We start from the raw sequence: 20,841 nt of genomic DNA, 5'->3' as shown, positions 1-20,841 counted from the left end.
GGGATAAGATGAAGAATTTACTTGTTTTAATAATCGCTTTATTTGCTTTTTTTGGGTGTGGCGAAGATGAGAGCAGCAGTGCAAATTTTAAAGAATTTAGCCCAAATGAAGAGGTCAAACTTGTAGATGTAAGCGGCAAGGAGCTTACTTTAGTTAGAAAAGATCATGGCTTTGCTATCAAAAATGATGAAAATAAAGTTGTAATGATCGACATTTTTGGCACATTTTGCCCACCTTGTCAAAAAGAGGCAGCCGAGCTTACAAAATATCAGCTTGAAAACAAAGATAAATTTACGCTAATCGGACTAACTCACTTTGAAAATGTCACAAATGAGTATGTTTTGCATGAATTTATGCAAAAATTTAACGCCTACTACTTCATAACAAACGATCAAAAGATAAATGACAGACTTGCCGAGCAAATCGTAAGAGATATCGAATACAAACACGAGATCGCACTACCTTTTAAAGTGGTGATCAAAAACGGCGAATATCAAATTTTAACAGACGTAGATAGCGGACAATACGGAGTAAAATACTATCTTGGTGGCATAAAAGTCACAAAAATGAAAGAAGATTTGGCAAAAATCTATGAAACAAAATAAATTTGCCTTACATTTGGAACATCATTTGCTTATAAATGTGTGAAATTTTAGAAGGACTTTAAATGTTTGTTTTAGATAGATCAAAATCTAGCCCACTCGTCGAATCAGCCCTTGCAGGCAGAGAACTACGCCAAAAGCTCATCTCTGGCAATCTTGCAAATGTTGATACGCCATTTTACAAGGCTAGAGATGTAAGATTTGAAGATGTTTTAAGAGAAAAAGCAAATGAAATTTATAACGTTTCAGAGAGCAAAAAACTAAATTTAGCTAAAACAAACGAAGCGCATATGGCTGCGGTTGATTTTCCAAAAAGCGACACAGCTCAAATTTTCTTGCGCGATGGTCACATGGCTAGAAACGATGCAAACACAGTTGATCTTGATGTTGAGACAACAGAAATGGGCAAAAATACAGTTATGATAAACGCCCTTGATAGCGCTTACAAGGCTCAGGGCAATATCTTTAAAAGCGTAATAGACGCAAGTGCTAAGAACTAGGAGAGATGATGTCATACTTAAATGATTTTGATATTAGCGGATATGGACTAAGCGCACAACGCTTCAGGATGAACGTCATCAGCTCAAACATAGCAAACGCTCAAACCACAAGAACAGCTGAGGGCGGCCCTTACAGAAGACAAGAGGTGATCTTTAAAGAGATGAACTTTGATAAAATTTTAAACGATCAGCTTAAAAACTCACAAAGTCTGCTCGAGTATGAAAATCCACTCGATGATCCAAGCTCACCTAAAAACGCTCACCCTGCCCTAACTAGCGTGATCGTAGATAAAGTGGTGCGCTATGATAAGGACTTTCAACTAAAATACGACCCAAGCCACCCAGACGCAAATGCAAATGGCTACGTCGCATTTCCAAATATAAACCCAGTCATCGAGATGGCTGACTTGCTCGAGGCAACAAGAGCCTATCAAGCAAATGTAGCGTCATTTCAAAACGCAAAAACAATAGCACAAAGTGCGATATCACTCATTTCAGGACAAGCATAATGATAAATAGCATAAATTTAGATAAGTTAAACAAAAGCGAAAATTCAAACAAAATAGCAAAAGCAGGCGAAGAAGGCGGCTTTGAAAACGCGCTAAACGACTCTTTAAAAGAGCTAAATAAGGTTCAAATAAACGCCGATAAAGCAATAGCTGATCTCGCAACTGGCGAGGTAAAAGACTTGCATCAAGCAGCTATCGCTATAGGCAAAGCAGAGACTAGCATGAAGCTTATGCTAGAGATTCGCAACAAAGCGCTAAGCGCATACAAAGAAATTTCAAGAACGCAAATTTAAGCCATTGAATGAATTCCAGAAAATCAAAAATAACCATACTTTTTTTATTAATTACTTTTGGAATTTCAATCTTTGTGCTTGTTATATTTTATAGAGCAAGCATCGAGCGAAAGCTTCCTAAGCTTCAAACAAGCGACGTAAATACCGCAATCCGCGGCAACATCGTCACAAAAGACGGCTTTAGCATCTCATCAAGCCAAAAACTCTACAAAGTGATGCTTGACACCAGAAACATCGATCCAAACAAAAAAGAGATGTTCATCAAGCTCTACTCGCTTTATAGCGGCGACGATCCAAACAAAGTAAGAAAGATCATAAACGGCACAAAAGGCCTTGTCACGCTCTCTTACAGCATTGACGCAAAGGGCGCTACCTACCTTCAAGAGCTCTCTAGAAAGCTAAACCGCAAGGGCATTTTGATCTCCTACCTTGATCCAAAAACTGGGCTTGCCTCATTTCAAGGCATGCGCGTGATGGAGAGCGGTCAAAACCGCAAATTTATGTCAAAAGATGCCCTAACACCAGCTATTGGCTACGTGAGCAAAACAGAGAGTGACGCACTTACCAAAAGCAAAGGTGTAAAAGGGCTTGAGAGATACTACGAGGACTACCTAGCTCCGATACAAAATGCCAAAATTCTTGGCCCGCGTGATATTGGCAACAATATAATCTTAACTAGCGATTCAAATTTAGCAACGAGGGTTGATGGCTACAACGCAGTGCTTTCTGTACCGCTTAAATTTCAAACTAAGTTAGAGCAAATTTTAGATGAAAAACGTGAATTTCTAGACGCAAAAGAGCTAATCATCTGCATAATGAATAGCAAAAATGGCGAAATTCTAGCCCTAGCTTCTAGCTCAAGATATGATCCCGCAAACATAAGAAAGCAAGATTACAGCGCGCTAAATTCGAGCGCAAGCGAGTATGCATACGAGGTTGGATCGGTTTTTAAGCCATTTATCTTCTCTATACTGCTTCAAGAAAAAAAGGTAAATCCTTTTGAGCTAGTAAATACCTACAACGGTCGCTATCAGCTAGGCAAAAGGATCATCAAAGATACCCACCCAGAGCCTTTTATGAGCGCTGAAGACATCATCGTGCACAGCTCAAACATCGGCATGATCCAGCTAGTAGATAGGCTAAATGGTCCGCAAATTTATCAAGGGCTTTTAAATTTTGGCTTTTCAAGAAAGACTGGCATCGACCTGCCATACGAGCAAGTGGGTATGATGCCAACGGTTACTAAACTAAACTCATCAACCTATAAGGCGACAGTTAGTTACGGATACGGCCTTCAAGCGACATTTATGCAGCTTTTAAAAGCCTATAACACCTTTAATAACAAAGGCATCGAGGTGACGCCACACATGGTGGCATATCTGGAGCGAAACGGCAAGCGCTACGATCTGCCAAAAGCAGAGCCAGCACAGGTCATCTCGCAAGAGACCGCAAAGATAATGAAGAGAATTTTGATAAAAACAGTTGAAAAAGGTACTGGTCTAAAGGCATTTACACCAGGTCTTGAGATAGGCGGTAAAACTGGTACCGCGCACATCGCTTCTGGCAAAGGCGGATATAGCAACACCTATAACGGCTCGTTTTTTGGCTTCGTAAATGACACAAGAGGCAACAGCTACACCATAGGCGTTTTAGCAAGAGACCCTAAAAAGCCTTACTACTACTTTGGTGCGCAAAGTGCGTTGCCGACATTTAAAAAGGCCGTTGATCTAATGGTTGAAGATGGCTATTTATTCCCAGATCCTAATGTCATAGCTGAGTTTGAAGCTAAAAAAGATAAGCTCAAAAACGACAAAGCAAAACAAAAACCGGCTTTAGATTAAATTTAACTTCTAAGATATAAATATTAAATTTCAAATTTAGAGTTTAAAGTAGAAATTTGGATCTAGGCAAGCGGCCTAAATCCAGAATTTATGCAAGTCCAAGTTCATTTAAGACAGAGCTTAAATTTACAGAATTATTTGTATTTTTGCCAAGGCTATTTTGCTTCTCAAGCAGTGTTTGGCTCGTAAGTGCCATGTTTAGCTCTTTGCGGTAGTCACTTAAAATTTTATCCATGATTTTAAGTAGCTCATTTTTTTGATCCTGCGTTTTGGTCGGATCATTTATGCTTAAAAGCTCATTTAGCTCCTCTTTTTTCTGAGCTATTTTCTCTTCTATCTTGTTTGAATTTAGCTCATTCATAAAGCCAGCAGCGCCAATCTCTGTAAGCCTTTTCTTAAACTGCTCAAGCTTGTCTGAAACCTTTGCCTCGCTTGTGATCTTATCAAGCGTTAGACTTAAAATTTCATCAAAACTATTTTTTTTATCTTTAGCTTTGCTTGAGCCTGACTGCAACAAATAATCGATAATATCGTTATTTTGAACCTTCATACATCTCCTTTTAAATTTGAGATGCTTTTTATAAGCAAGATTTATTCCTAAAGGCTAAATTCTCTAGCACTTTTTGATTTTTCTAGGATAAAACTAGCAAATTCATCACTAAAATTTGGACACTCTACCACTTTATAAAAGCTAAAATTTAGCTCTTTTGCAAGCTTGGCGTACTCGATAACTAGCTCAAAAATGGTCTCAGAGTTATCTATACAAAAAGATAGCGGATAGATAAGCGCTTTTTTATTTTCGCACTTTGCCAAAGCCTCATTTAGAGATGGTTCTAGCCATTTAACTGGGCCAAGACGCGACTGATAAGCAAGGCTCACATCTTTAAAATTTAGCCCCTGCTCTTTTAGCATTTTGCCTAAAATTTGCACATGTTCGTTTATGTGTTTTTCGTAGATATCGCCCTTTTCTATGATCTTGCGAGGCAAAGAGTGAGCTGAAAAGATGAGGCTAACATCGCTTATATCGGTATCTTTTATCGCTTCACGGATGTGAGAGATAATGATCTTATTGTAAGCGTCATCATCATAAAATGGCTCACAAAGTGAAATTTTAGCTTTAAAATTAAGTCTCTCTTTTGCCTTTTTAAAATCAGCTAAGCTTGAAGTTATCGTAGTTTGTGAGTGGTGAGGATAGAGTGGTAAAAGCACTATCTCATCAAATTTTTCATACTTTTTAAGCACATCTTTTGCAAATGGCGAAGTGTAGTTCATTGCAAAATCAACCGCGTCAAATTCATTTTGCAAGCTTGAAATTTTCTCACAAAGCTTAGCTGTAAGCTCGCAAAGTGGAGACTTGCCACCTATTTGCTCGTAGTTGTGCTTCGCGGTTTTTAGCCTGCCTTTTGTGATCATGAAAGCTACAAATTTTCTTAAAAATTTATTTTTTATACCCAAAATATATGGGTCATTAAACATATTTGTTAAGAAAATTTCGACATCGTCAAGGCTATTTGCACCGCCCATATTTAAAAGCAAAAGAGCTTTTTTCATCAAAATAGTTCTCTTATCTTTATCGCGTCATCGATGTTTGAAAGTTCGCTGCTCTCGCCACTTTGACAAAGATCGTAAAAGGCCTCGTATTGCGCTTTTAGCTCGCTATTATTTGTATCTATCTTTAAATTCATCTGTCCATTTTCGCTCACTTGATGAAGCTTGTGATCGATGAGATCGCCAAAATAGACACCATTTTTCGCATTTACCTCTATCTTAAAGCGCTCTAGTGAGCCACAAAATGAGTCAGTGATATGCACTAGAATTTGATTTTTACTTTTAAAGCTTATCGCCGCGTTATCGGCACTTTTGGCATTTGTCTTGTTTGTTTGAGTGTAGTAAAAGTCGCTGACTTCAGAATTTATGATATTTTTTGCTAGGTCGATGTCAGAAACTGAGAGCTCATTTATGATATTTCCGTCGCAAAGTGGCTTAAAATGAGCGATAGAAATGCTATAAATTTCCTCTTCTTTTAAAAGTGCTTTTTTAAGTGACAAGATAGTTGGATTAAAACGCTCAGAAATTCCCGTACAAACCCTAGTTTTGTTAGTTTTGGCGGCATATTTTATCTCTTTTAGATCTGCGATACTTTTAAAAACTGGGCGTGAGATAAGGATATTTTGACAATATTTTGCACACTGGCAAAATGCCTCCACCATCTCCTCTCTTGGCGAGCAAAGCACGACTGCTTGAGGCTGGGCAACCTCTATAAATTCTTTAAAATCAGTATAAAAATCAGCTCTGCAAAACTCATCAACATTGTCTTTGTCAAAAATGCCACAAATTTCAAACTCGTTTGAGCGTCTAAGCTCTAAATAATGTTTTTTACCTGTGCTGCAATAGCCGATAATGCCGATTTTTAGCTTCACATTCACCCTTTAAAACTTTAGAAATTTTTAATTATTTTATTTACAAATCGCTTTTAAATAGATAAAACAAGAGATAGTTTTCAAAATATCACTATTTTTTCTCTTTTTAGAATTTCGCAAACGAATTTTGGCTAAAATCAAGCAAAATTTTAAAACTAACGAGGATAAAAATGCAAAATTTAGATATAAGAAAGGCATATCTTGATTTTTTTAAATCAAAAGGTCACGAAGTAGTAGCTTCTGCACCACTCGTGCCAAACGATGCAACACTACTTTTTACAAATGCTGGCATGGTGCCATTTAAGAGCATTTTCACAGGCGAAGTGCCACGCCCAACACCACCTATCCGCACTAGCTGTCAGACCTGCATAAGAGCTGGAGGCAAGCACAACGACCTTGATAACGTCGGCTACACAGCGCGCCACCACACATTTTTTGAGATGCTTGGCAACTTTAGCTTTGGCGAATACTTCAAAAAAGAGGCGATCGCTTACGCTTGGGAATTTGTCACAGAAGTGCTAAAACTACCAAAAGATAAGCTTTATGTAACCGTTCATGAAAGCGACGATGAGGCGTTTGAAATTTGGAGCACTCACATCGCAAAAGAGAGGATTTACCGCTTCGGCGACCACGATAACTTCTGGCAAATGGGCGATACTGGACCATGCGGCCCTTGCAGTGAAATTTTTTACGATCAAGGCGCTGAACACTTTAACACACCTGAAGATTACATGGGCGGCGATGGAGATAGATTTTTAGAGATATGGAACCTTGTTTTCATGCAGTATGAAAGAAGCGCGGATGGCAAACTAAGCCCACTGCCAAAGCCAAGCATAGATACTGGCATGGGACTTGAGCGCGTTACAGCTATCTTGCAAGGTAAATTTAGTAACTACGACAGCACACTTTTTATGCCACTAATTAGCGAAGTGGCAAAGCTTTGCGGCAAGCCATACGTCTATGAAAGTGGTGCTAGCTACCGCGTCATAAGCGACCATATCCGCTCGGTCACATTTTTGCTAGCTCAAGGCACGACATTTGATAAAGAGGGCCGTGGCTACGTGCTTCGCCGTATCTTACGCCGTGCGATCCGACATGGATACTTGCTAGGCATAAAAGAGCCATTTATGTATAAGCTTGTCGATAAAGTTTGCGAGCTTATGGGCGGACACTACACCTATCTAAACGATAAAAAAGCAGCTGTAAAAGAGCAGATAAAACTTGAAGAAGAGAGATTTTTAGCAACAATCGCAAGCGGGCTTGAACTATTTGAGAGTGAGCTTAAAAATACAAAAGAAATTTTTAGCGGAGAGGCTGCGTTTAAGCTCTATGACACATTTGGCTTCCCACTTGATCTAACGGCTGATATGCTTAGAGAAAAGGGCTTAAAGGTCGATGAGGCAAGGTTTGATGAGCTTATGAGCGAGCAAAAAGCACGTGCAAAAGCTGCTTGGAAAGGCAGTGGTGACAAGAGTGCGAAGGGCGATTTTAAAGAGCTACTTGAGAAATTTGGCGAGAATAAATTTATAGGCTACGAAGAGCTTAAGAGTAAAAGTAAAATTTTAGCCTTGCTTGATGAAGAATTTAAAAATATAGATAGCCTAGATGCTGGCAAAGAGGGCTGGGTGATGTTTGATGTCACTCCATTTTACGCTCAAAGTGGCGGTCAGTGCGGCGATAGCGGCAAGATAGTAGGCAAAGCAAATGTGCTTGATACGCAAAAATTCCACGGGCTAAATTTATCTTTAGTAAAAACTAGCGTGGCGCTAAAAGTTGGCAACGAAGTAGAGCTTGAAGTGGGCAGCGACAGAGCGGAGACTGCGCGTCATCACAGCGCTACACACTTGCTTCACGCAGCCCTTAGAAGCGTGCTTGGCACACACATCGCTCAAGCTGGCTCAAACGTCGAGGCAGATAGGCTAAGGTTTGACTTCTCTCATCCAAAGGCGCTTACTAGCGAAGAAATTTCAAAGGTCGAGAACCTTGTAAATGAGTGGATATTAACTGGCGCAAATGCAAAAACGCAGGTTATGGAGCTTGAAGAGGCTAAAAAAAGCGGGGCGATCGCGCTATTTAACGAAAAATATGCCGACAAAGTAAGGGTTGTGAGCTTTGGCGATGTCAGCAAAGAGCTTTGCGGTGGCACACACGTGAAAAATATAGATGAGATCGGATCGTTTTTCATCACAAAAGAGAGTGGCGTAAGTGCTGGCGTTAGGCGTATAGAGGCTGTTTGCTCAAGAGCTGCGCTAAATTTAGCAAGGTCATTTAGAGCTGAGCTTGAAGAGCTAAAAGATGAGCTAAAAAGCACAGAACCACTAAATGCCGTTAAAAAGCTAAAAGGCGAGATAAAAGGCTTAAAAGATAAGCTAAAAAATGCTAAAAGCTCTGGGGAGCTAGCCTTTATCAACGTAAATGATACCAAGCTTTGTGTGGCACACATCGATGGTGGCGACATAAAAACTTTGATAGATGAGTTTAAAAACGAGCACGAAAAGGCTGCTATTTTACTGATCCAAACAGATGAAGAGGGTAAAATTTCTCTTGCAGCTGGCGTGAAAAATGCTCCACTAAAAGCTGGCGCTTGGGTTAAATTTGCAGCGCAAATTCTAGGCGGCAATGGCGGCGGCAAAGACGACTTTGCAACAGCTGGCGGCAAAAATGCTCTAGCCATCGAAGACGCCATAAAAAGCTCACTTGAGTATGCAAGGCAAGCTTTAGAAAAATGATTCATCAAGAGATCGCTTTTTTTAAATTTGATCAACTAATCATCTTCTTGCATATTAGTTTCGTAGCTCTTTTTATAGGGCTACAAGCTGGCTTAGTGCTTGCTGGAAGCTATTTTATAAAAAATAAATTTGAAGATAAAGAGCGCTATCACATCTTGCTTCACATCATAAGACGCTTTGGACTAGCTATCTTTGCGCTAGTTCTTGGCATCGCACTAACTAGCCTGATAATGATCTTTTACTTTGATGATGGCAAAATGCAAAATCCGATGGCAAGTGCGATAGTAGCGACCAAATGGGCGATAGAGCTATTTTTACTCTTAAATTTAAGCTACATCTTTTATAGATACAAAAAGGCTTTAAAAACTCTAAGATCGCACGAGATGATCGAGCTAAACGAGAGCCTAATCGTAATCATCTACTACTTCACGCCTCTAAATTTACTAGCCTCGCTTGCGGCTGTCTATCTTGGCGTGAGCTATAGGGGCTTTTGATGATCACTCTTGCTTCTAGCTCGCCAACAAGGGCAAATTTACTAAAAAATGCTGGGATAGAATTTAAACAAATTTCTTGCAGCTTTGATGAGAGCATGATAGTAAAAGAGCTAAAACCTGAAATTTACGTCCAAAACGTCGTAAAAGCTAAAAAAGAGCAGTTTTTAATGGCAAATGGCAAGCTTACAAATTTACTCTTTGCAGATAGCTGCGTGGCTTGTGGGGATAAAATTTTAGGCAAGGCAAAGGACGAAAACGAGGCACTTGCTATGCTAAATTTACAAAGTGGCAATGAGTGTAGCGTCTATACGGCGATGATATTTTTAGGCGAATTTGAGCTTATAAATGTGAGCAAGACCACATATAAATTTGCTAAATTTAGCGAGCAAGATCTAAAAAACTACCTAGAAAGTGGCGAGTGGCGAGGCAAAGCTGGAGCCATGACGATAGAAAATTTTAATAAAAAATACATAATCTCTCAGCACGGCGAGACAAGCACGGCAATGGGGCTAAATTTAAAAATATTAAAGGCATTTTTATGAAATACATCTTGGCATTTATCTTTGTAGTTGCCATCGCACTTGGTGGAGCGTTTTTATACTTTTATTCGCAGGTGAGATTTGACGCTTATACCATCATCGACTACAAGCCAAAGCTTGCGACACAAATTTTTGATAGAAACAACGAGCTCATCGCAAATATATTTGAAGAAAATAGAATTTACGTAAAGTATAACGACATCCCGCCACGTGTCATCGAAGCGCTCGTGGCTATCGAGGATACGAGCTACTTTGAGCATGGTGGTATCAATGTAGAAGCCATGGCAAGAGCTGCGATAAAGGACATCAAGGCGAGAAAACTAGTCGAGGGCGCATCCACGCTAACTCAGCAGCTCATAAAAAACCTAGCCCTAAGCCGCGAGAAGAAATTTACAAGAAAGATAAAAGAGGTTGTGCTTGCTATGAAGCTTGAAAGCGAGCTTAGCAAAGAGGACATCATCGAAAGATATCTAAATCACGTATATTTTGGGCATGGCTACTACGGCATCAAAACGGCTGCGGAGGGATACTTTAGAAAAGAGCTAAATGAGCTAAGCATAAAAGAGATAGCGATGCTAGTTGGCATGCCAAAAGCGCCAAGCACTTATGATCCTACAAAGCACCTTGATCTCTCGCTTAGCCGCGCAAACAGGGTTCTTGAGAGGATGTATAGCATCGGCTGGATAAACGAGGACGAATACCGCAAGGGCGTGCTTGAAGAGCCAGCAGTCTTTGACGATACGCTCACACGCAATAAAGCCCCTTACGTGGTCGATGAGATCATAAAAGAGGCTTCAAAGAAATTTGACGATATAAAAACTGGCGGCTACAAAATACAAAGCACCGTCGATCTAAACGTGCAAAAGATCTCTCAGGACGCTCTAGTCTATGGCTACAATGAAATTTTAAAAAGAGATAAAAAAGCAAATCCAGAGATGCTAAATGGCGCTATCGTCGTCACTCATCCACAAAGCGGTCAAATTTTAGCTCTAATTGGTGGCATAGACTACGCAAAAAGTAGCTACAACCGCGCCACCCAGAGCAAGCGCCAGCCAGGATCAAGCTTTAAGCCATTTATCTATCAAATAGCCCTTGATAGCGGCTACTCAGTCGTCTCTCAAGTAGCTGACATCGCTAGGACGTTTGACATGGGCAATGGCAAAGAATGGACGCCAAAGAACTATAGCGGCGGTTTTCAAGGCTACATCACGATAAAATCAGCCTTAACCCAGTCTCGCAACCTCGCAACCATAAATTTACTAAACGATCTTGGTCTTAGCTCGGTTCGCAAACAGCTTACGGATATGGGTTTTAACGACATCCCTGAAAATTTATCAATCGCACTTGGTAGCTTTGGAATTTCGCCACTTGACTTTGCGAAATTTTACTCGATGTTTCCAAACGATGGCGAAGTGGTCGAGCCTACGCTCATCAAGCATATAGAAAATAGCTTTGGCGCGTCGATGGACTATGAGCCTCAAAAGAAGCAGGTGCTAAAACCTGAGCAGGCATTTTTGATGACTACCTTGCTTCAAAACGTCGTAAATAACGGCACCGGACGCAACGCAAAGGTAAATGGCATCCAGATCGCTGGCAAAACTGGCACGACAAATAACAACATCGATGCTTGGTTTTGCGGCTATTCGCCTGATATCGAGGCCATCATCTGGTACGGAAACGACGATAACAGCCCTATGAAAAAGGTCGAGGGCGGCGGCAGGACAGCTGCACCGGTCTTTAAGAAATTTATGGAGGGCTACATCAAGCTCTACCCTACCCTAAGACGTGCATTTGAGCAGCCTGATGGCGTCTATAAAGGATACTACAACGGCGCTGACGAGTATTACACAAACGACTCGCCGTTACCGCAAAATACGCCAACAAATGACATCATTCAAGATCAAGAAAACGATGGATTATTATTTTAGGAGATAAGATGAAAAAATTAAAAATTTTACTTTGTCTAGCGCTTGCAAGCCTTGCATACGGCGCTGATCTAAACACTGCCAGCAAGAGCGAGCTAATGAGTCTTGGGCTAAACAAGAGCCAGGCACTAAATGTAATAAAATATAGAAAAGCTCATAAATTTACAAGTGTCGAGGAGCTTGAGAAGGTTCAAGGCATCGGCTTTAACGACATGCAAAAGGTCAAAGAAAAGCTTAGTGTAAAAGATAACCAAAAGGTGAAAAAGGCTGAGCCTCAAAAGAATTCAAAAAGCAAAAAGCTAAAAAGCAAGAAAAAGAAAAAATAGTTTTTCTCTTCTAAATTTCTAGCCATTTACATTTTAGCTCTATCATTACGCCCCTGAAAGAAGGTGGCTAGAAATGCTAAACATCGACAAAATAAGACATATAAGCTTTTTGTAATTTTTAATTTTATTTGTAGCTTATATGTTTTTCATAAACTACATATTTTTATTTAAGGGCGTATTTTTAGGATTTTTATCGGGCGACACTTTGTCTTTTTCTATACTGCTTTTTAATCTACTTAGCATATTTTTCTTTTGATATTTGCTGGAGTTTTTTGCATTTTGCTTGTGCCATTTTTGCTAAAACCTCTTGCTATCTTTCTCATCATGATTAGCAGCATCTCTGCTTACTTTATGCAAACTTATGGCGTCATTATAGATAAAGGCATGTTATTAAACGTCTTGCACACTGACACAAGATAGGCATTTAGCTATTTTAATGCCAGCCTAATTCTTTGGCTTATTTTTGCAACCATCCTGCCTTGCATATATGTAGCGCTTGTAAAGATTAGCTATGAAGGTTTTAAAAATGCACTTAGATCAAGGGTAAAAATAGCTCTTAGCGCTTTGGCAAGTGCAGCTATAATCTTTGCTCTCATGTCTAAAATTTTATACCATTTTTTAGAGAGCATAACGCCTCAAGTGTTTTGCTCCCATACTATCCTATCTACTCTGGCATAAGATTAGCAAAGTCTTTGGCGCAAAAACCGCTTCCTTTTACCTACGTGGCAGATGATGCAACACTTACTAATGATAAAAAGAAAATTTTAGTTTTGATAGTTGGTGAGACGCAAAGGAGTAAAAACTACTCACTAAATGGCTACGCTAAAAACGATACAAACAAATTCACCAAGCAAAAAGATGTAGTAAGTTTTACAAATTTCTACTCATGCGGGACTGCCACAGAGACTAGCGTGCCTTGTCTATTTTCAGACTTAAAACGAGAGAATTTTAGCAACCGCGAGGCTAAGACTCGTGAAAATTTAGTTGATATCATCAATAAACTTGGCATAAAAACATACTTTTTTGGCAACAATAGTGGCGGCTGCGAAAAAAGAGAAGCGGTGGTTTGCGACAATCTTGATCAAAACCATACTTCAGAGCACAGAGCAGCTGGCTTTGATGAAGTGATATTTGATGAGGCAAAAAAGGTCATAAAAGATGCAAACTCCACTACCTTTATCGTGCTACATTTGCAAGGCTCACATGGCCCCATCTACTACAAAGGCTATCCAAGCAAATTTAAAGAATTCACCCCAACATGCGACACTGCCGAGCTAAACAAATGCACGCCAGATGAGATAGCAAACACCTATGACAACACCATTTTATATGAGGACTATCTGCAAAGCGAGCTGATAAACGCCCTTGAAGCAAAAAAAGATAAATTTGAAGTTGCCATGTTCTTTTTCTTAGATCACGGAGAGAGCCTAGGCGAAAATGGTATATATTTACACGGTCTGCCTTACTCCATCGCTCCAGATGAGCAAAAACATATCCCAGCCATCATCTTTTCAAGCGATAGTGAGCTTTTAAAAAGACTAAAAGCTAGAAAAGACGAAACTCTTTCGCATGATTTTGTCTTTAGCTCAGTTCTTGGATATTTTGAGGTAAAAACTAAGGCTTACGAGCCAGAATTTGATATCTTTAGGGAGTAAATTTAAAAGCCAGCCTAGGCAAAGCCCGAAGCTGGCGCAAATTTAAAAGCTGATCTCTTTTATATCGGCTACTTTTAGTATCTCGCTATAAATTTGACCGATTATTGCGACGCGGTTATTTCGCACTTTCTCGTTTTCAACGTTTATCATAACTTTGTCAAAAAACTCATCTATCTGCGGTTTTAGAGCAAATAGCGCTTTTAGTCTTGGCTCATACGCTAGACTCTTATCAACCGCTTTAAATGCGTCATTTAAGGCCTTTTCGGCATCTATCTCAAAGAGGCTTTCATCGACCTTGCTAAATTTATCATCTTTTATGATGTTTGCAAGGCGCTTAAATGTCGAGAAATTCTCTCTAAAATTTGGCTCGCTTGAAATTTTAGCAAGTGCCTCTATCATCTTAGTTAGCTCCAAGATGTCCTTTTCGCCGCTTTTTATGCAAGCTTTTACGATAGAAGCGTTTGCGTCAAAGAAGGTATAGAGCCTATCAAGGATGAAATTTATAAGCACTTCAACGTCAAATTTCTTATACTCTTTTGCGATATCTTCTAAAATTTCTTTTACATTAAATTTCAAACTATGCGCCAAAACGATCTTTATCACGCCATTTGCTGCGCGCCTTATAGCGTATGGGTCTTTCGTGCCGCTTGGGATTTTGCCGATGCTAAAGAGCCCCATTAGCGTATCAAGCTTATTTGAAAGCGCCACCACCGAGCTAAAGACCTTGCTTGGGCACTGCGCCTCCTCGCCGTCTGGCAGATACTGCTCTTTTATGGCTAGAACGACATTTTCATCCTCATTTTTAGCCTTTGCGTAGTAAGCACCCATGATGCCTTGAAGCTCGGTAAATTCATAAACCATCTGCGTTGTAAGATCGGCCTTGCTTAGCATCACAGCTCGCTCCAGCTTAGCCCCGTACTCGCCAGCTTCTTTTTTAAGTAGCTCATCATAGTTGCTAGCTAGTTTTTTAGCCACCTTTAGCTCTCTAAGCTCTTTTTCATAGATGCTTCCAAGCTCTTTTAGGTAGGTTATATTTTTTAGTTTTTCTGGGCTAAATTCAGCCTTAAGGTCGCTTTGCCAAAAGAACATCGCGTCACTTAGCCTTGCTCTTAGCACCTTTTCGTTGCCTTTGATGATGAGTGAGTAGTCATCTGTAATAGCGTTGCTTACGACAACGAAGCCATTTGCGAGCTTGCCATCTTTAAAGACTGGGAAGTAGCGCTGATTTTCTTTCATAGAAGTGATGATGACCTCACTTGGCACCTCTAAAAACTCCTTTTCAAACGAGCCAAGAAGAGCTGTTGGATACTCTGTGATCGCTACGACTTCAGCTAGCAACTCTTTATCTATCTCGATCTTTAGCCCACTTTTTTGACTGATCTTTTCAAACTCATCAAGGATTATTTTCTCTCTCTCGCCTGCTTCAAGCACGACGCCACGGCTCTTTGAGCCATCAAAATACTCTTTTATATTTGAAATTTTTATCTTGTCGTAACTGATGCTTCTGTGAGGATAGGTAGAGTTACTGCTCTCTACGCCAAATTTATTAAATTTAATGACCTCATCACCAAGCAAGCACAAAAACGATCTTATCGGACGGATAAACTCAAACTCGCCGTTGCCCCAGCGCATAGACTTACCAAAGCTAAGGCTCTTTAAAAACTCCTCGACCATGTCGCCCATTATCTTAGCAACCGGCTCGCCCTTCACCTCTTTTTCGTAGTAAAGCACCTCTTTGCCGTCTATCTCTTTAAATTTAAGCTCACTCTCACTTATGCCACATTTATTTGCAAAGCTAAGCGCTGCCTTTGTAAAAGCTCCGTCCTTTAGTGCTACTTGCTTTGGCGCGCCAACGAAACTAGCCACGCTATCTGGCTGAGCCTGCGGGAATTTCTCATGGAAAAAGACCAAACGGCGCGGCGTGTAGTAAAATTTAAACTCGCTTTTGATGTTGTATTTTTCAAGCACAGCCTGCCATTTAGCATTGATGTTTGGTAGCTCTCTTAAAAATGGTATCGCTGGAAGCTCCTCGACTCCGATCTCTAGTAACAACTCTTTCATATCTCACTCTTTTTATTAAAATTTTCTCTTTTTTCTCTTATCATCTCTCTTACTCTCTCCTTCTCTTGCGCCTGCAAAATGACGCCTCTTATCATAAAAATGGCAAATAAAACAAATGCCGTGATCATAAAAATATCTAAAATTTGCACCATCTACTCCACAACAATCTCTTTTTCGTTTTTATAAATTTTCACCCTCGCCCGCTCAAAGCTATACTCGCCATCTTTTAGCCTCTTTTTACTATAAACTCTGATTTTGCCATGTGGTGTATGCAAGTAGCCACCCTCTAGCTTACCTGAAATTTTAGCGATCACGTCGCCACTTCTTGCAATGCTTAGCTTTGAGCTATCAAGTAAATTTTCGCTTACATCTTTTGTGCCATGCTCATTTATGATCTCATAAGAGCTTACTTCAAGCGCCTCTTTGTAAAATTTCACTCGTCTGATCAAAATGTCAAACTCATCGCCCACACCGACGCTATTTTTAGGATCAAAAACGTAAATTCCACGGCGATTTTTTGAGATGATAAAGCCATGTTTATCTTTTAAGACGACAACAGCTCTTTCAACTAGCACTGGCACATCCTCAGGATGCATAAAAAGCGTCTCTATGTCAGCTTTTTTATAGTTTTGATCCTCTGCTTTTTTAGCTTCTTTTTTCAAATTTTCATTTGAGAGCTGACCACTTTTAGCAGGACTTGGTTTGGTTGAGATTTTAAATTTAAGCGCAAAGTGGTCTGAGTAAAGATTACTCTTTGCAAAGCCATGCTCATCGACCACAAAGCTTGGTTTAAAGACTTCAAAACTGCCATCAATGTAGCTTAGATCGCCATTTGCCATAAAGCTAGGCGAGAGCAAAACGTGATCAATGGCTCGCTTTTTGCCATGGACTGCATGAGAGTATCTATCTTTTGGGGCTAAAAAGCTATAAAGATCGTAATATCCACGAGTTGCGATGATATCGTTTAAGATGGATTTTTGCCCATAAGGTGAGTTAAAATCGCCTAAAACTATGGCATTTTGCTCGTTACCTAGAGCTGCTCTTAACGTTCTTTCCGCCTTTTTTTGCATATTTATGCCGTTTTTATAAGCTGGGAAGTGATTAACAAAAACGCTAAATTTCTTGCCCTCCACCTCAAAAACGACCTTTAAGACATTTCTAGTTTTTACATTTGGCACTTCAAAAATTTCACTGCCACTTGGCTTTATCTTTGATATAAGAGCTAGCCCAACTGGAGAGTTTTTTGCCTTGCTAAAGGCTATAAATTTATACTCACTGCCATCAACCAAAGCCTTTAAAACCTGCTCGTTTTCGACCTCTTCAAGTGCGATGATGTCGGTATTTATAGCGTCTATGACCTGCCTTGTTCTTTTTAGTTTTGAGCTAGCCGCCTCGCAGTCCCACTTTGAAGTGCTAGATTTAAAGTCAGGATATTCGCTGCCATCATCCTTGCAGTCAAATAAATTTTGCACATTATAAGTTGCGATGCTTATCTCGCTAGCAAACGCCATAAAAACGGCAAAAACTAATGCAAAAAGCGCTCTCAAACCTCGCTCCTAAAGTCAAATTTAGAGATGTTTTGTCTGATCGCCTCATACGCGATGATGCCAGCACTCATGGCTAAATTTAAGCTCCTGCCCTCTTTCCCCATCGGGATCGTTATGGCGTTTTTGAAATTTATATCCATAAATTCTCTTGGCAGTCCCGTGCTCTCTCCGCCAAAAAATATAAAATCACCTGGCTCAAATTTAGCGTCGTAGTAAAGCCTGTTTGTCTTGGTCGTAGCAAAGAAAAATCGCTCTTTGTGGCTTAAATTTGCCTCCAAAAATTCATCTAGGCTCTCCCAAATTTTTGGATCTAAAATTTTCCAATAATCAAGCCCAGCACGTCTAACAGCCTTTTCGCTCAAGTCAAACACAGTTGGCTTAACGATGTGCAGCTTTAAATTTGCATTGACGCACATTCTGCCGATAGCTCCGGTGTTTTGCGGTATCTGAGGATGGACTAGGACTATGTTAAACATAAGTTTTTCTTGCCTTAAAAAGTGTTATAAATTGGCTCATTTTAGCCAAAATGGGCTTTTAAGAGTTTTAAAGATTAAGATTTTCTAAATTTGCGCTTGGCTAGATAGTTTGAAATTTCAAGCTCCTGGGCGCGTTTTATCTCAACGGCGATCATCTCGTTTTTAAAGCCAGCCGCCAAGATCTCGCGCACATCTATCTTTGGCTCAAATTTACTCTCATAGACCCCAAGCTCTTTTGCACGCTCTATGCGCTCTTTATTGTAAGCTCCCAGCCATGATTTTAGTGGCATATTTAGAGCGATTTGTAGTAGCTCTCTATCACTTGGCATAGCTTTAAAAAATGGCTCTTTTAAGATAGAAAAGTAGCTCTTTGGCAAGCGCATTTTCTCTAAAATTTCTTTTGCGTCAAGCTCAAATTTACCAAAAAGCATATATAAAAATAGCCGCTCATCATCCACGAAATTTCTAGCGTTCTTTAGCTCAGCCAAAAACTCATCATTTTCACAAATTTGCACGCCAAAAATTTCTTTAAAAAGTGAAAGCTTAAAAAGATAAAACGCCCCTTTTTCAAGATGCTCTGAGCGAAAAAATTTAATAAGCTCGGTATTTATCCTATCTTTGCTTAGATGCGCTAGATCAAGCGTTTTCATAAGCTCTAGCGTCTCATCAGCTATGCTAAAACCAAGCCTAGCGCTAAACTGCACGCCTCTAAGCACCCTTAGTGGATCTTCTTTAAATTTCTCACTATCTATGTGCCTTAGGGTTTTGCACTCAAGGTCCTTTTTGCCGCCATGAAAGTCTAAAATTTCGCCGTTAAAGATATTCATCATCATGGCATTTACCGTAAAATCACGCCTAAGACTTGCAAGGCTTGGATCATTTATGTAGCTTACGGCAAAGTCTTTGTGCGAATTTCCGGTCTTGCTCTCGCTTCGTGGCAGACCAAGGTCGTAGTTTTTGTATTTGTAGATGAAGTAGCTTTTGCCAACACCACTAGCTTTTATGCCAGCCATCAGCTCGTCAAATTTGAGAGGCTCGATATCATAAACTTCGATGTCATAGTCATAAATTTCTCGCCCCAAAAGCGCATCTCTCACGCAGCCACCTACTAGATAGACGCGCTTGCTAAATGGGGCAAATAGCGATCTAAAGAAGTCTAGCTCGCTATTTTTGTAAATGCTTGTACCAGTTTTTGCCTCAAATTTATTATTTTGAGAGATTTTGGAGTCTATTTTCGATGTTTGCAAGGGTAAATTCTAAAAATTTAGTCGTTAGCTCGAGCCTTTGGCTAAGGTCTTGCTCGCTAGTTTGCTTAAGCCCCTCAAAAAGCACCTCTATGCGTTCAGCAAGGTTTGCTAAGAAAATTTCCTCCTCGCTTATCTCTCTGCTCTTTGGTGAAATTTGCGTTACCTTTGGCTCTGGTTCGATTTGAGTGCTTGCTTCAAACTCTGGTTCATCAGCCGCCTCTTGCTCACTAGCCTCCATCGCTAAAAGTTCTTTTTTTAAATTCTCCCTTTCAAGCTCTTCTTGCTTTTTGTTTTGCAGTGCCTCTATCTTCTCAAGCTCGGCGCTAACCTCACTAATGGCCATCCTAGCGATATCATCAAGCTTCATAATCTTATCAACCACCTTTTAAATTCATTTATCTCTTCGTCACTTTTCATCCTGATAAAAAACTCTTTCATCTGCTCGTTTTTTATCACGCGCTCCTTGCGAAGTCCGCTCAGGCGGTTTATCGCGCTAAGGGCGTCCTTGTTTGACGGGTCTTGCTTTAAGATGTTCTTGTAAATTTCAAGCGCATCATCTTTTAGCCCTTGCGCCTCGTAGATCAGTGCTTCAGTGATCGTGTTTTTCATTTTTTGATAAATCCTGCTATCACGTCGCCTATCTCGCTTGTTGAGCAAATTTCAACTGCGTTAAAAGCGGCGATATCTTTTGTCCTATATCCCTTTGCAAGAGCTGTTTTTACGGCATTTTCTATCGCATTTGCAGCTTCGCTCTCGCCAAAAGCGTATCTTAGCATCATCGCTGCACTTAAAATGGTTGCGATCGGATTTGCTATGCCCTGCCCTGCGATGTCTGGCGCTGAGCCATGGATAGGCTCATAAATTCCCACTTTGCCGCCCATGCTAGCACTTGGTAAAAGTCCTATCGAGCCACAAACCATGCTCGCTTCGTCACTTAAAATGTCGCCAAATAAATTTTCAGTAAGTATGACGTCAAAATTTGCTGGCACTCTTACTAGCTGCATCGCTGTGTTATCGACATACATAAAGCTAAGCTCTACTTCAGGATAGCCCTTTGCCACCTCGCTAGTCACCTCACGCCAAAGCTGACTTGTCTCAAGCACATTTGCCTTATCGACCATGCAGACCTTTTTCTTGCGAAGCATAGCCGTCTCAAAGGCGATCTTTGCGATGCGCTCGATCTCAAATTTAGTATAAACCATCGTATTAAACGCTCTATCTTCGCCTTTTTCACGTGGCTGACCAAAATAAAGCCCACCAGTTAGCTCGCGAACCACGACAAAATCAACGCCCTTTAAAACCTCTGGCTTTAGCGTGCTAGCATCCACTAGCTCGTCAAAGATGATGGCTGGGCGTAAATTTGCGTATGCTTCTAGCTCTTTTCTGATCTTTAAAAGTCCGCTCTCTGGCCTTAGGTGTCTTGGCAGGCTGTCCCATTTCTCGCCGCCGATCGCTCCAAAAAGCACAGCATCGCTACTAAGCGCAGATTTTAGCGTCTCATCTGGCAGTGGCTCGCCAAAAACATCGTAGGCTGCGCCGCCCATAAGCTTGTAGTCGTACTCAAATTTGATACCAAACTCAGCGCTCACTACGTCTAAAACCTTTATCGCCTCGTCGATGATCTCAGGGCCGATGCCATCGCCTTTTATAACGCAAATTTTATAGTTTTTCATCGCC

General features: G+C 40.4%; 22 protein-coding genes and 1 pseudogene. 12 read left to right on the top strand and 11 right to left on the bottom strand.

Annotation, left to right across the window (positions count from 1 at the left end):
• Positions 1 to 8 precede the first annotated feature (8 nt).
• The 5 genes from CYO89_RS03300 to CYO89_RS03280 all read left to right on the top strand — a co-directional run bounded on the left by CYO89_RS03300 (position 9) and on the right by CYO89_RS03280 (position 3,745).
• On the top strand, positions 9 to 605 hold the full coding sequence (locus tag CYO89_RS03300) for a TlpA disulfide reductase family protein (protein WP_103597123.1): 597 nt from the start codon (positions 9 to 11) through the stop codon (positions 603 to 605).
• 62 nt (positions 606 to 667) lie between these two features.
• Positions 668 to 1,102, top strand: a complete 435-nt coding sequence (gene flgB, locus CYO89_RS03295; protein ID WP_009294075.1) for a flagellar basal body rod protein FlgB — start codon at positions 668 to 670, stop codon at positions 1,100 to 1,102.
• 8 nt (positions 1,103 to 1,110) lie between these two features.
• Positions 1,111 to 1,611: a flagellar basal body rod protein FlgC gene (flgC, locus tag CYO89_RS03290; RefSeq protein ID WP_103597122.1), complete on the top strand. Its 501-nt coding sequence runs from the start codon at positions 1,111 to 1,113 to the stop codon at positions 1,609 to 1,611.
• Positions 1,611 to 1,904, top strand: coding sequence for a flagellar hook-basal body complex protein FliE (fliE, locus tag CYO89_RS03285; RefSeq protein ID WP_009294077.1), 294 nt, complete (start codon positions 1,611 to 1,613; stop codon positions 1,902 to 1,904). Before flgC ends, fliE begins: the two co-directional genes overlap by 1 nt.
• Positions 1,905 to 1,912: 8 nt before the next feature.
• Positions 1,913 to 3,745 (top strand): peptidoglycan D,D-transpeptidase FtsI family protein, encoded by a 1,833-nt coding sequence (locus tag CYO89_RS03280; protein WP_103597121.1) that lies wholly within the window; start codon positions 1,913 to 1,915, stop codon positions 3,743 to 3,745.
• An 88-nt stretch (positions 3,746 to 3,833) separates the two neighbouring features.
• On the opposite strand, the gene CYO89_RS03275 is transcribed toward CYO89_RS03280, so the two are convergent.
• The 3 genes from CYO89_RS03275 to CYO89_RS03265 are packed head-to-tail and all read right to left on the bottom strand — an operon-like array spanning position 3,834 to position 6,165.
• Entirely contained in the window at positions 3,834 to 4,295 is a 462-nt protein-coding gene (locus CYO89_RS03275) for a response regulator (protein WP_103597120.1), read from the bottom strand.
• A 47-nt stretch (positions 4,296 to 4,342) separates the two neighbouring features.
• Positions 4,343 to 5,296 carry a ferrochelatase gene (hemH, locus tag CYO89_RS03270; RefSeq protein ID WP_103597119.1) on the bottom strand — a complete coding sequence of 318 codons (954 nt, stop codon included), beginning with the start codon at positions 5,294 to 5,296 and terminating at the stop codon, positions 4,343 to 4,345.
• The gene (locus CYO89_RS03265; protein WP_012139985.1) at positions 5,296 to 6,165 is read right to left on the bottom strand and encodes a Gfo/Idh/MocA family protein; all 870 of its coding nucleotides are present in this window, start codon (positions 6,163 to 6,165) and stop codon (positions 5,296 to 5,298) included. Before CYO89_RS03265 ends, hemH begins: the two co-directional genes overlap by 1 nt.
• 170 nt (positions 6,166 to 6,335) lie before the next feature.
• On the opposite strand from CYO89_RS03265, the gene alaS reads away from it, so the two are divergent.
• From alaS to CYO89_RS10525, 7 genes and pseudogenes are all read left to right on the top strand, one after another.
• Complete coding sequence (gene alaS, locus CYO89_RS03260) at positions 6,336 to 8,894, top strand: alanine--tRNA ligase (RefSeq protein ID WP_103597118.1); 2,559 nt, start codon at positions 6,336 to 6,338, stop codon at positions 8,892 to 8,894.
• Entirely contained in the window at positions 8,891 to 9,388 is a 498-nt protein-coding gene (locus CYO89_RS03255; RefSeq protein ID WP_103597117.1) for a 3-isopropylmalate dehydratase, read from the top strand. The genes alaS and CYO89_RS03255 overlap by 4 nt, the downstream gene beginning before the upstream one ends.
• Positions 9,388 to 9,930, top strand: coding sequence for a septum formation inhibitor Maf (gene maf, locus CYO89_RS03250; protein ID WP_103597116.1), 543 nt, complete (start codon positions 9,388 to 9,390; stop codon positions 9,928 to 9,930). Before CYO89_RS03255 ends, maf begins: the two co-directional genes overlap by 1 nt.
• Positions 9,927 to 11,855, top strand: a complete 1,929-nt coding sequence (locus CYO89_RS03245) for a transglycosylase domain-containing protein (protein WP_103597115.1) — start codon at positions 9,927 to 9,929, stop codon at positions 11,853 to 11,855. The genes maf and CYO89_RS03245 overlap by 4 nt, the downstream gene beginning before the upstream one ends.
• Positions 11,856 to 11,863: 8 nt before the next feature.
• Positions 11,864 to 12,178: a helix-hairpin-helix domain-containing protein gene (locus CYO89_RS03240; RefSeq protein ID WP_103597114.1), complete on the top strand. Its 315-nt coding sequence runs from the start codon at positions 11,864 to 11,866 to the stop codon at positions 12,176 to 12,178.
• Between the two features lie 285 nt (positions 12,179 to 12,463).
• Positions 12,464 to 12,856 (top strand): annotated as a pseudogene (locus CYO89_RS10530) (phosphoethanolamine transferase domain-containing protein).
• A gap of 14 nt (positions 12,857 to 12,870) precedes the next feature.
• The gene (locus tag CYO89_RS10525; protein ID WP_258032514.1) at positions 12,871 to 13,833 is read left to right on the top strand and encodes a phosphoethanolamine transferase; all 963 of its coding nucleotides are present in this window, start codon (positions 12,871 to 12,873) and stop codon (positions 13,831 to 13,833) included.
• Between the two features lie 42 nt (positions 13,834 to 13,875).
• On the opposite strand, the gene glyS is transcribed toward CYO89_RS10525, so the two are convergent.
• From glyS to leuB, 8 genes are all read right to left on the bottom strand, one after another.
• On the bottom strand, positions 13,876 to 15,894 hold the full coding sequence (gene glyS / locus CYO89_RS03230; RefSeq protein ID WP_103597113.1) for a glycine--tRNA ligase subunit beta: 2,019 nt from the start codon (positions 15,892 to 15,894) through the stop codon (positions 13,876 to 13,878).
• Positions 15,891 to 16,043: a hypothetical protein gene (locus CYO89_RS10320; RefSeq protein ID WP_181001876.1), complete on the bottom strand. Its 153-nt coding sequence runs from the start codon at positions 16,041 to 16,043 to the stop codon at positions 15,891 to 15,893. The genes glyS and CYO89_RS10320 overlap by 4 nt, the downstream gene beginning before the upstream one ends.
• A 3-nt stretch (positions 16,044 to 16,046) precedes the next feature.
• Complete coding sequence (locus CYO89_RS03225; RefSeq protein WP_103597112.1) at positions 16,047 to 17,441, bottom strand: endonuclease/exonuclease/phosphatase family protein; 1,395 nt, start codon at positions 17,439 to 17,441, stop codon at positions 16,047 to 16,049.
• The gene (locus CYO89_RS03220) at positions 17,438 to 17,917 is read right to left on the bottom strand and encodes a tRNA (cytidine(34)-2'-O)-methyltransferase (protein WP_012139996.1); all 480 of its coding nucleotides are present in this window, start codon (positions 17,915 to 17,917) and stop codon (positions 17,438 to 17,440) included. The genes CYO89_RS03225 and CYO89_RS03220 overlap by 4 nt, the downstream gene beginning before the upstream one ends.
• 74 nt (positions 17,918 to 17,991) lie before the next feature.
• On the bottom strand, positions 17,992 to 19,164 hold the full coding sequence (locus tag CYO89_RS03215; RefSeq protein WP_103597111.1) for a CCA tRNA nucleotidyltransferase: 1,173 nt from the start codon (positions 19,162 to 19,164) through the stop codon (positions 17,992 to 17,994).
• Positions 19,124 to 19,546, bottom strand: a complete 423-nt coding sequence (locus tag CYO89_RS03210; protein ID WP_258032513.1) for a CiaD-like domain-containing protein — start codon at positions 19,544 to 19,546, stop codon at positions 19,124 to 19,126. Before CYO89_RS03210 ends, CYO89_RS03215 begins: the two co-directional genes overlap by 41 nt.
• Positions 19,528 to 19,773 carry a hypothetical protein gene (locus CYO89_RS03205; protein ID WP_002941772.1) on the bottom strand — a complete coding sequence of 82 codons (246 nt, stop codon included), beginning with the start codon at positions 19,771 to 19,773 and terminating at the stop codon, positions 19,528 to 19,530. The genes CYO89_RS03210 and CYO89_RS03205 overlap by 19 nt, the downstream gene beginning before the upstream one ends.
• Positions 19,770 to 20,837, bottom strand: coding sequence for a 3-isopropylmalate dehydrogenase (gene leuB, locus CYO89_RS03200; protein ID WP_103597109.1), 1,068 nt, complete (start codon positions 20,835 to 20,837; stop codon positions 19,770 to 19,772). Before leuB ends, CYO89_RS03205 begins: the two co-directional genes overlap by 4 nt.
• Between the last annotated feature and the right edge of the window lie 4 nt (positions 20,838 to 20,841).

This window comes from Campylobacter concisus (assembly GCF_002913765.1).
In the GTDB taxonomy this organism is placed as follows: Bacteria; Campylobacterota; Campylobacteria; order Campylobacterales; family Campylobacteraceae; genus Campylobacter_A; species Campylobacter_A concisus_BB.
This window is presented reverse-complemented; position numbering and strand designations above follow the sequence as displayed.

Bases quoted from the DNA above. Each gene is read 5' to 3' on its own strand.
- CYO89_RS03300 (WP_103597123.1), top strand. From the start codon at position 9: ATGAAGAATTTACTTGTTTTAATAATCGCTTTATTTGCTTTTTTTGGG.
- flgB (WP_009294075.1), top strand. From the start codon at position 668: ATGTTTGTTTTAGATAGATCAAAATCTAGCCCACTCGTCGAATCAGCC.
- flgC (WP_103597122.1), top strand. From the start codon at position 1,111: ATGTCATACTTAAATGATTTTGATATTAGCGGATATGGACTAAGCGCA.
- fliE (WP_009294077.1), top strand. From the start codon at position 1,611: ATGATAAATAGCATAAATTTAGATAAGTTAAACAAAAGCGAAAATTCA.
- CYO89_RS03280 (WP_103597121.1), top strand. From the start codon at position 1,913: ATGAATTCCAGAAAATCAAAAATAACCATACTTTTTTTATTAATTACT.
- CYO89_RS03275 (WP_103597120.1), bottom strand. From the start codon at position 4,295: ATGAAGGTTCAAAATAACGATATTATCGATTATTTGTTGCAGTCAGGC.
- hemH (WP_103597119.1), bottom strand. From the start codon at position 5,296: ATGAAAAAAGCTCTTTTGCTTTTAAATATGGGCGGTGCAAATAGCCTT.
- alaS (WP_103597118.1), top strand. From the start codon at position 6,336: ATGCAAAATTTAGATATAAGAAAGGCATATCTTGATTTTTTTAAATCA.
- CYO89_RS03255 (WP_103597117.1), top strand. From the start codon at position 8,891: ATGATTCATCAAGAGATCGCTTTTTTTAAATTTGATCAACTAATCATC.
- maf (WP_103597116.1), top strand. From the start codon at position 9,388: ATGATCACTCTTGCTTCTAGCTCGCCAACAAGGGCAAATTTACTAAAA.
- CYO89_RS03245 (WP_103597115.1), top strand. From the start codon at position 9,927: ATGAAATACATCTTGGCATTTATCTTTGTAGTTGCCATCGCACTTGGT.
- CYO89_RS03240 (WP_103597114.1), top strand. From the start codon at position 11,864: ATGAAAAAATTAAAAATTTTACTTTGTCTAGCGCTTGCAAGCCTTGCA.
- glyS (WP_103597113.1), bottom strand. From the start codon at position 15,894: ATGAAAGAGTTGTTACTAGAGATCGGAGTCGAGGAGCTTCCAGCGATA.
- CYO89_RS03220 (WP_012139996.1), bottom strand. From the start codon at position 17,917: ATGTTTAACATAGTCCTAGTCCATCCTCAGATACCGCAAAACACCGGA.
- CYO89_RS03205 (WP_002941772.1), bottom strand. From the start codon at position 19,773: ATGAAAAACACGATCACTGAAGCACTGATCTACGAGGCGCAAGGGCTA.
- leuB (WP_103597109.1), bottom strand. From the start codon at position 20,837: ATGAAAAACTATAAAATTTGCGTTATAAAAGGCGATGGCATCGGCCCT.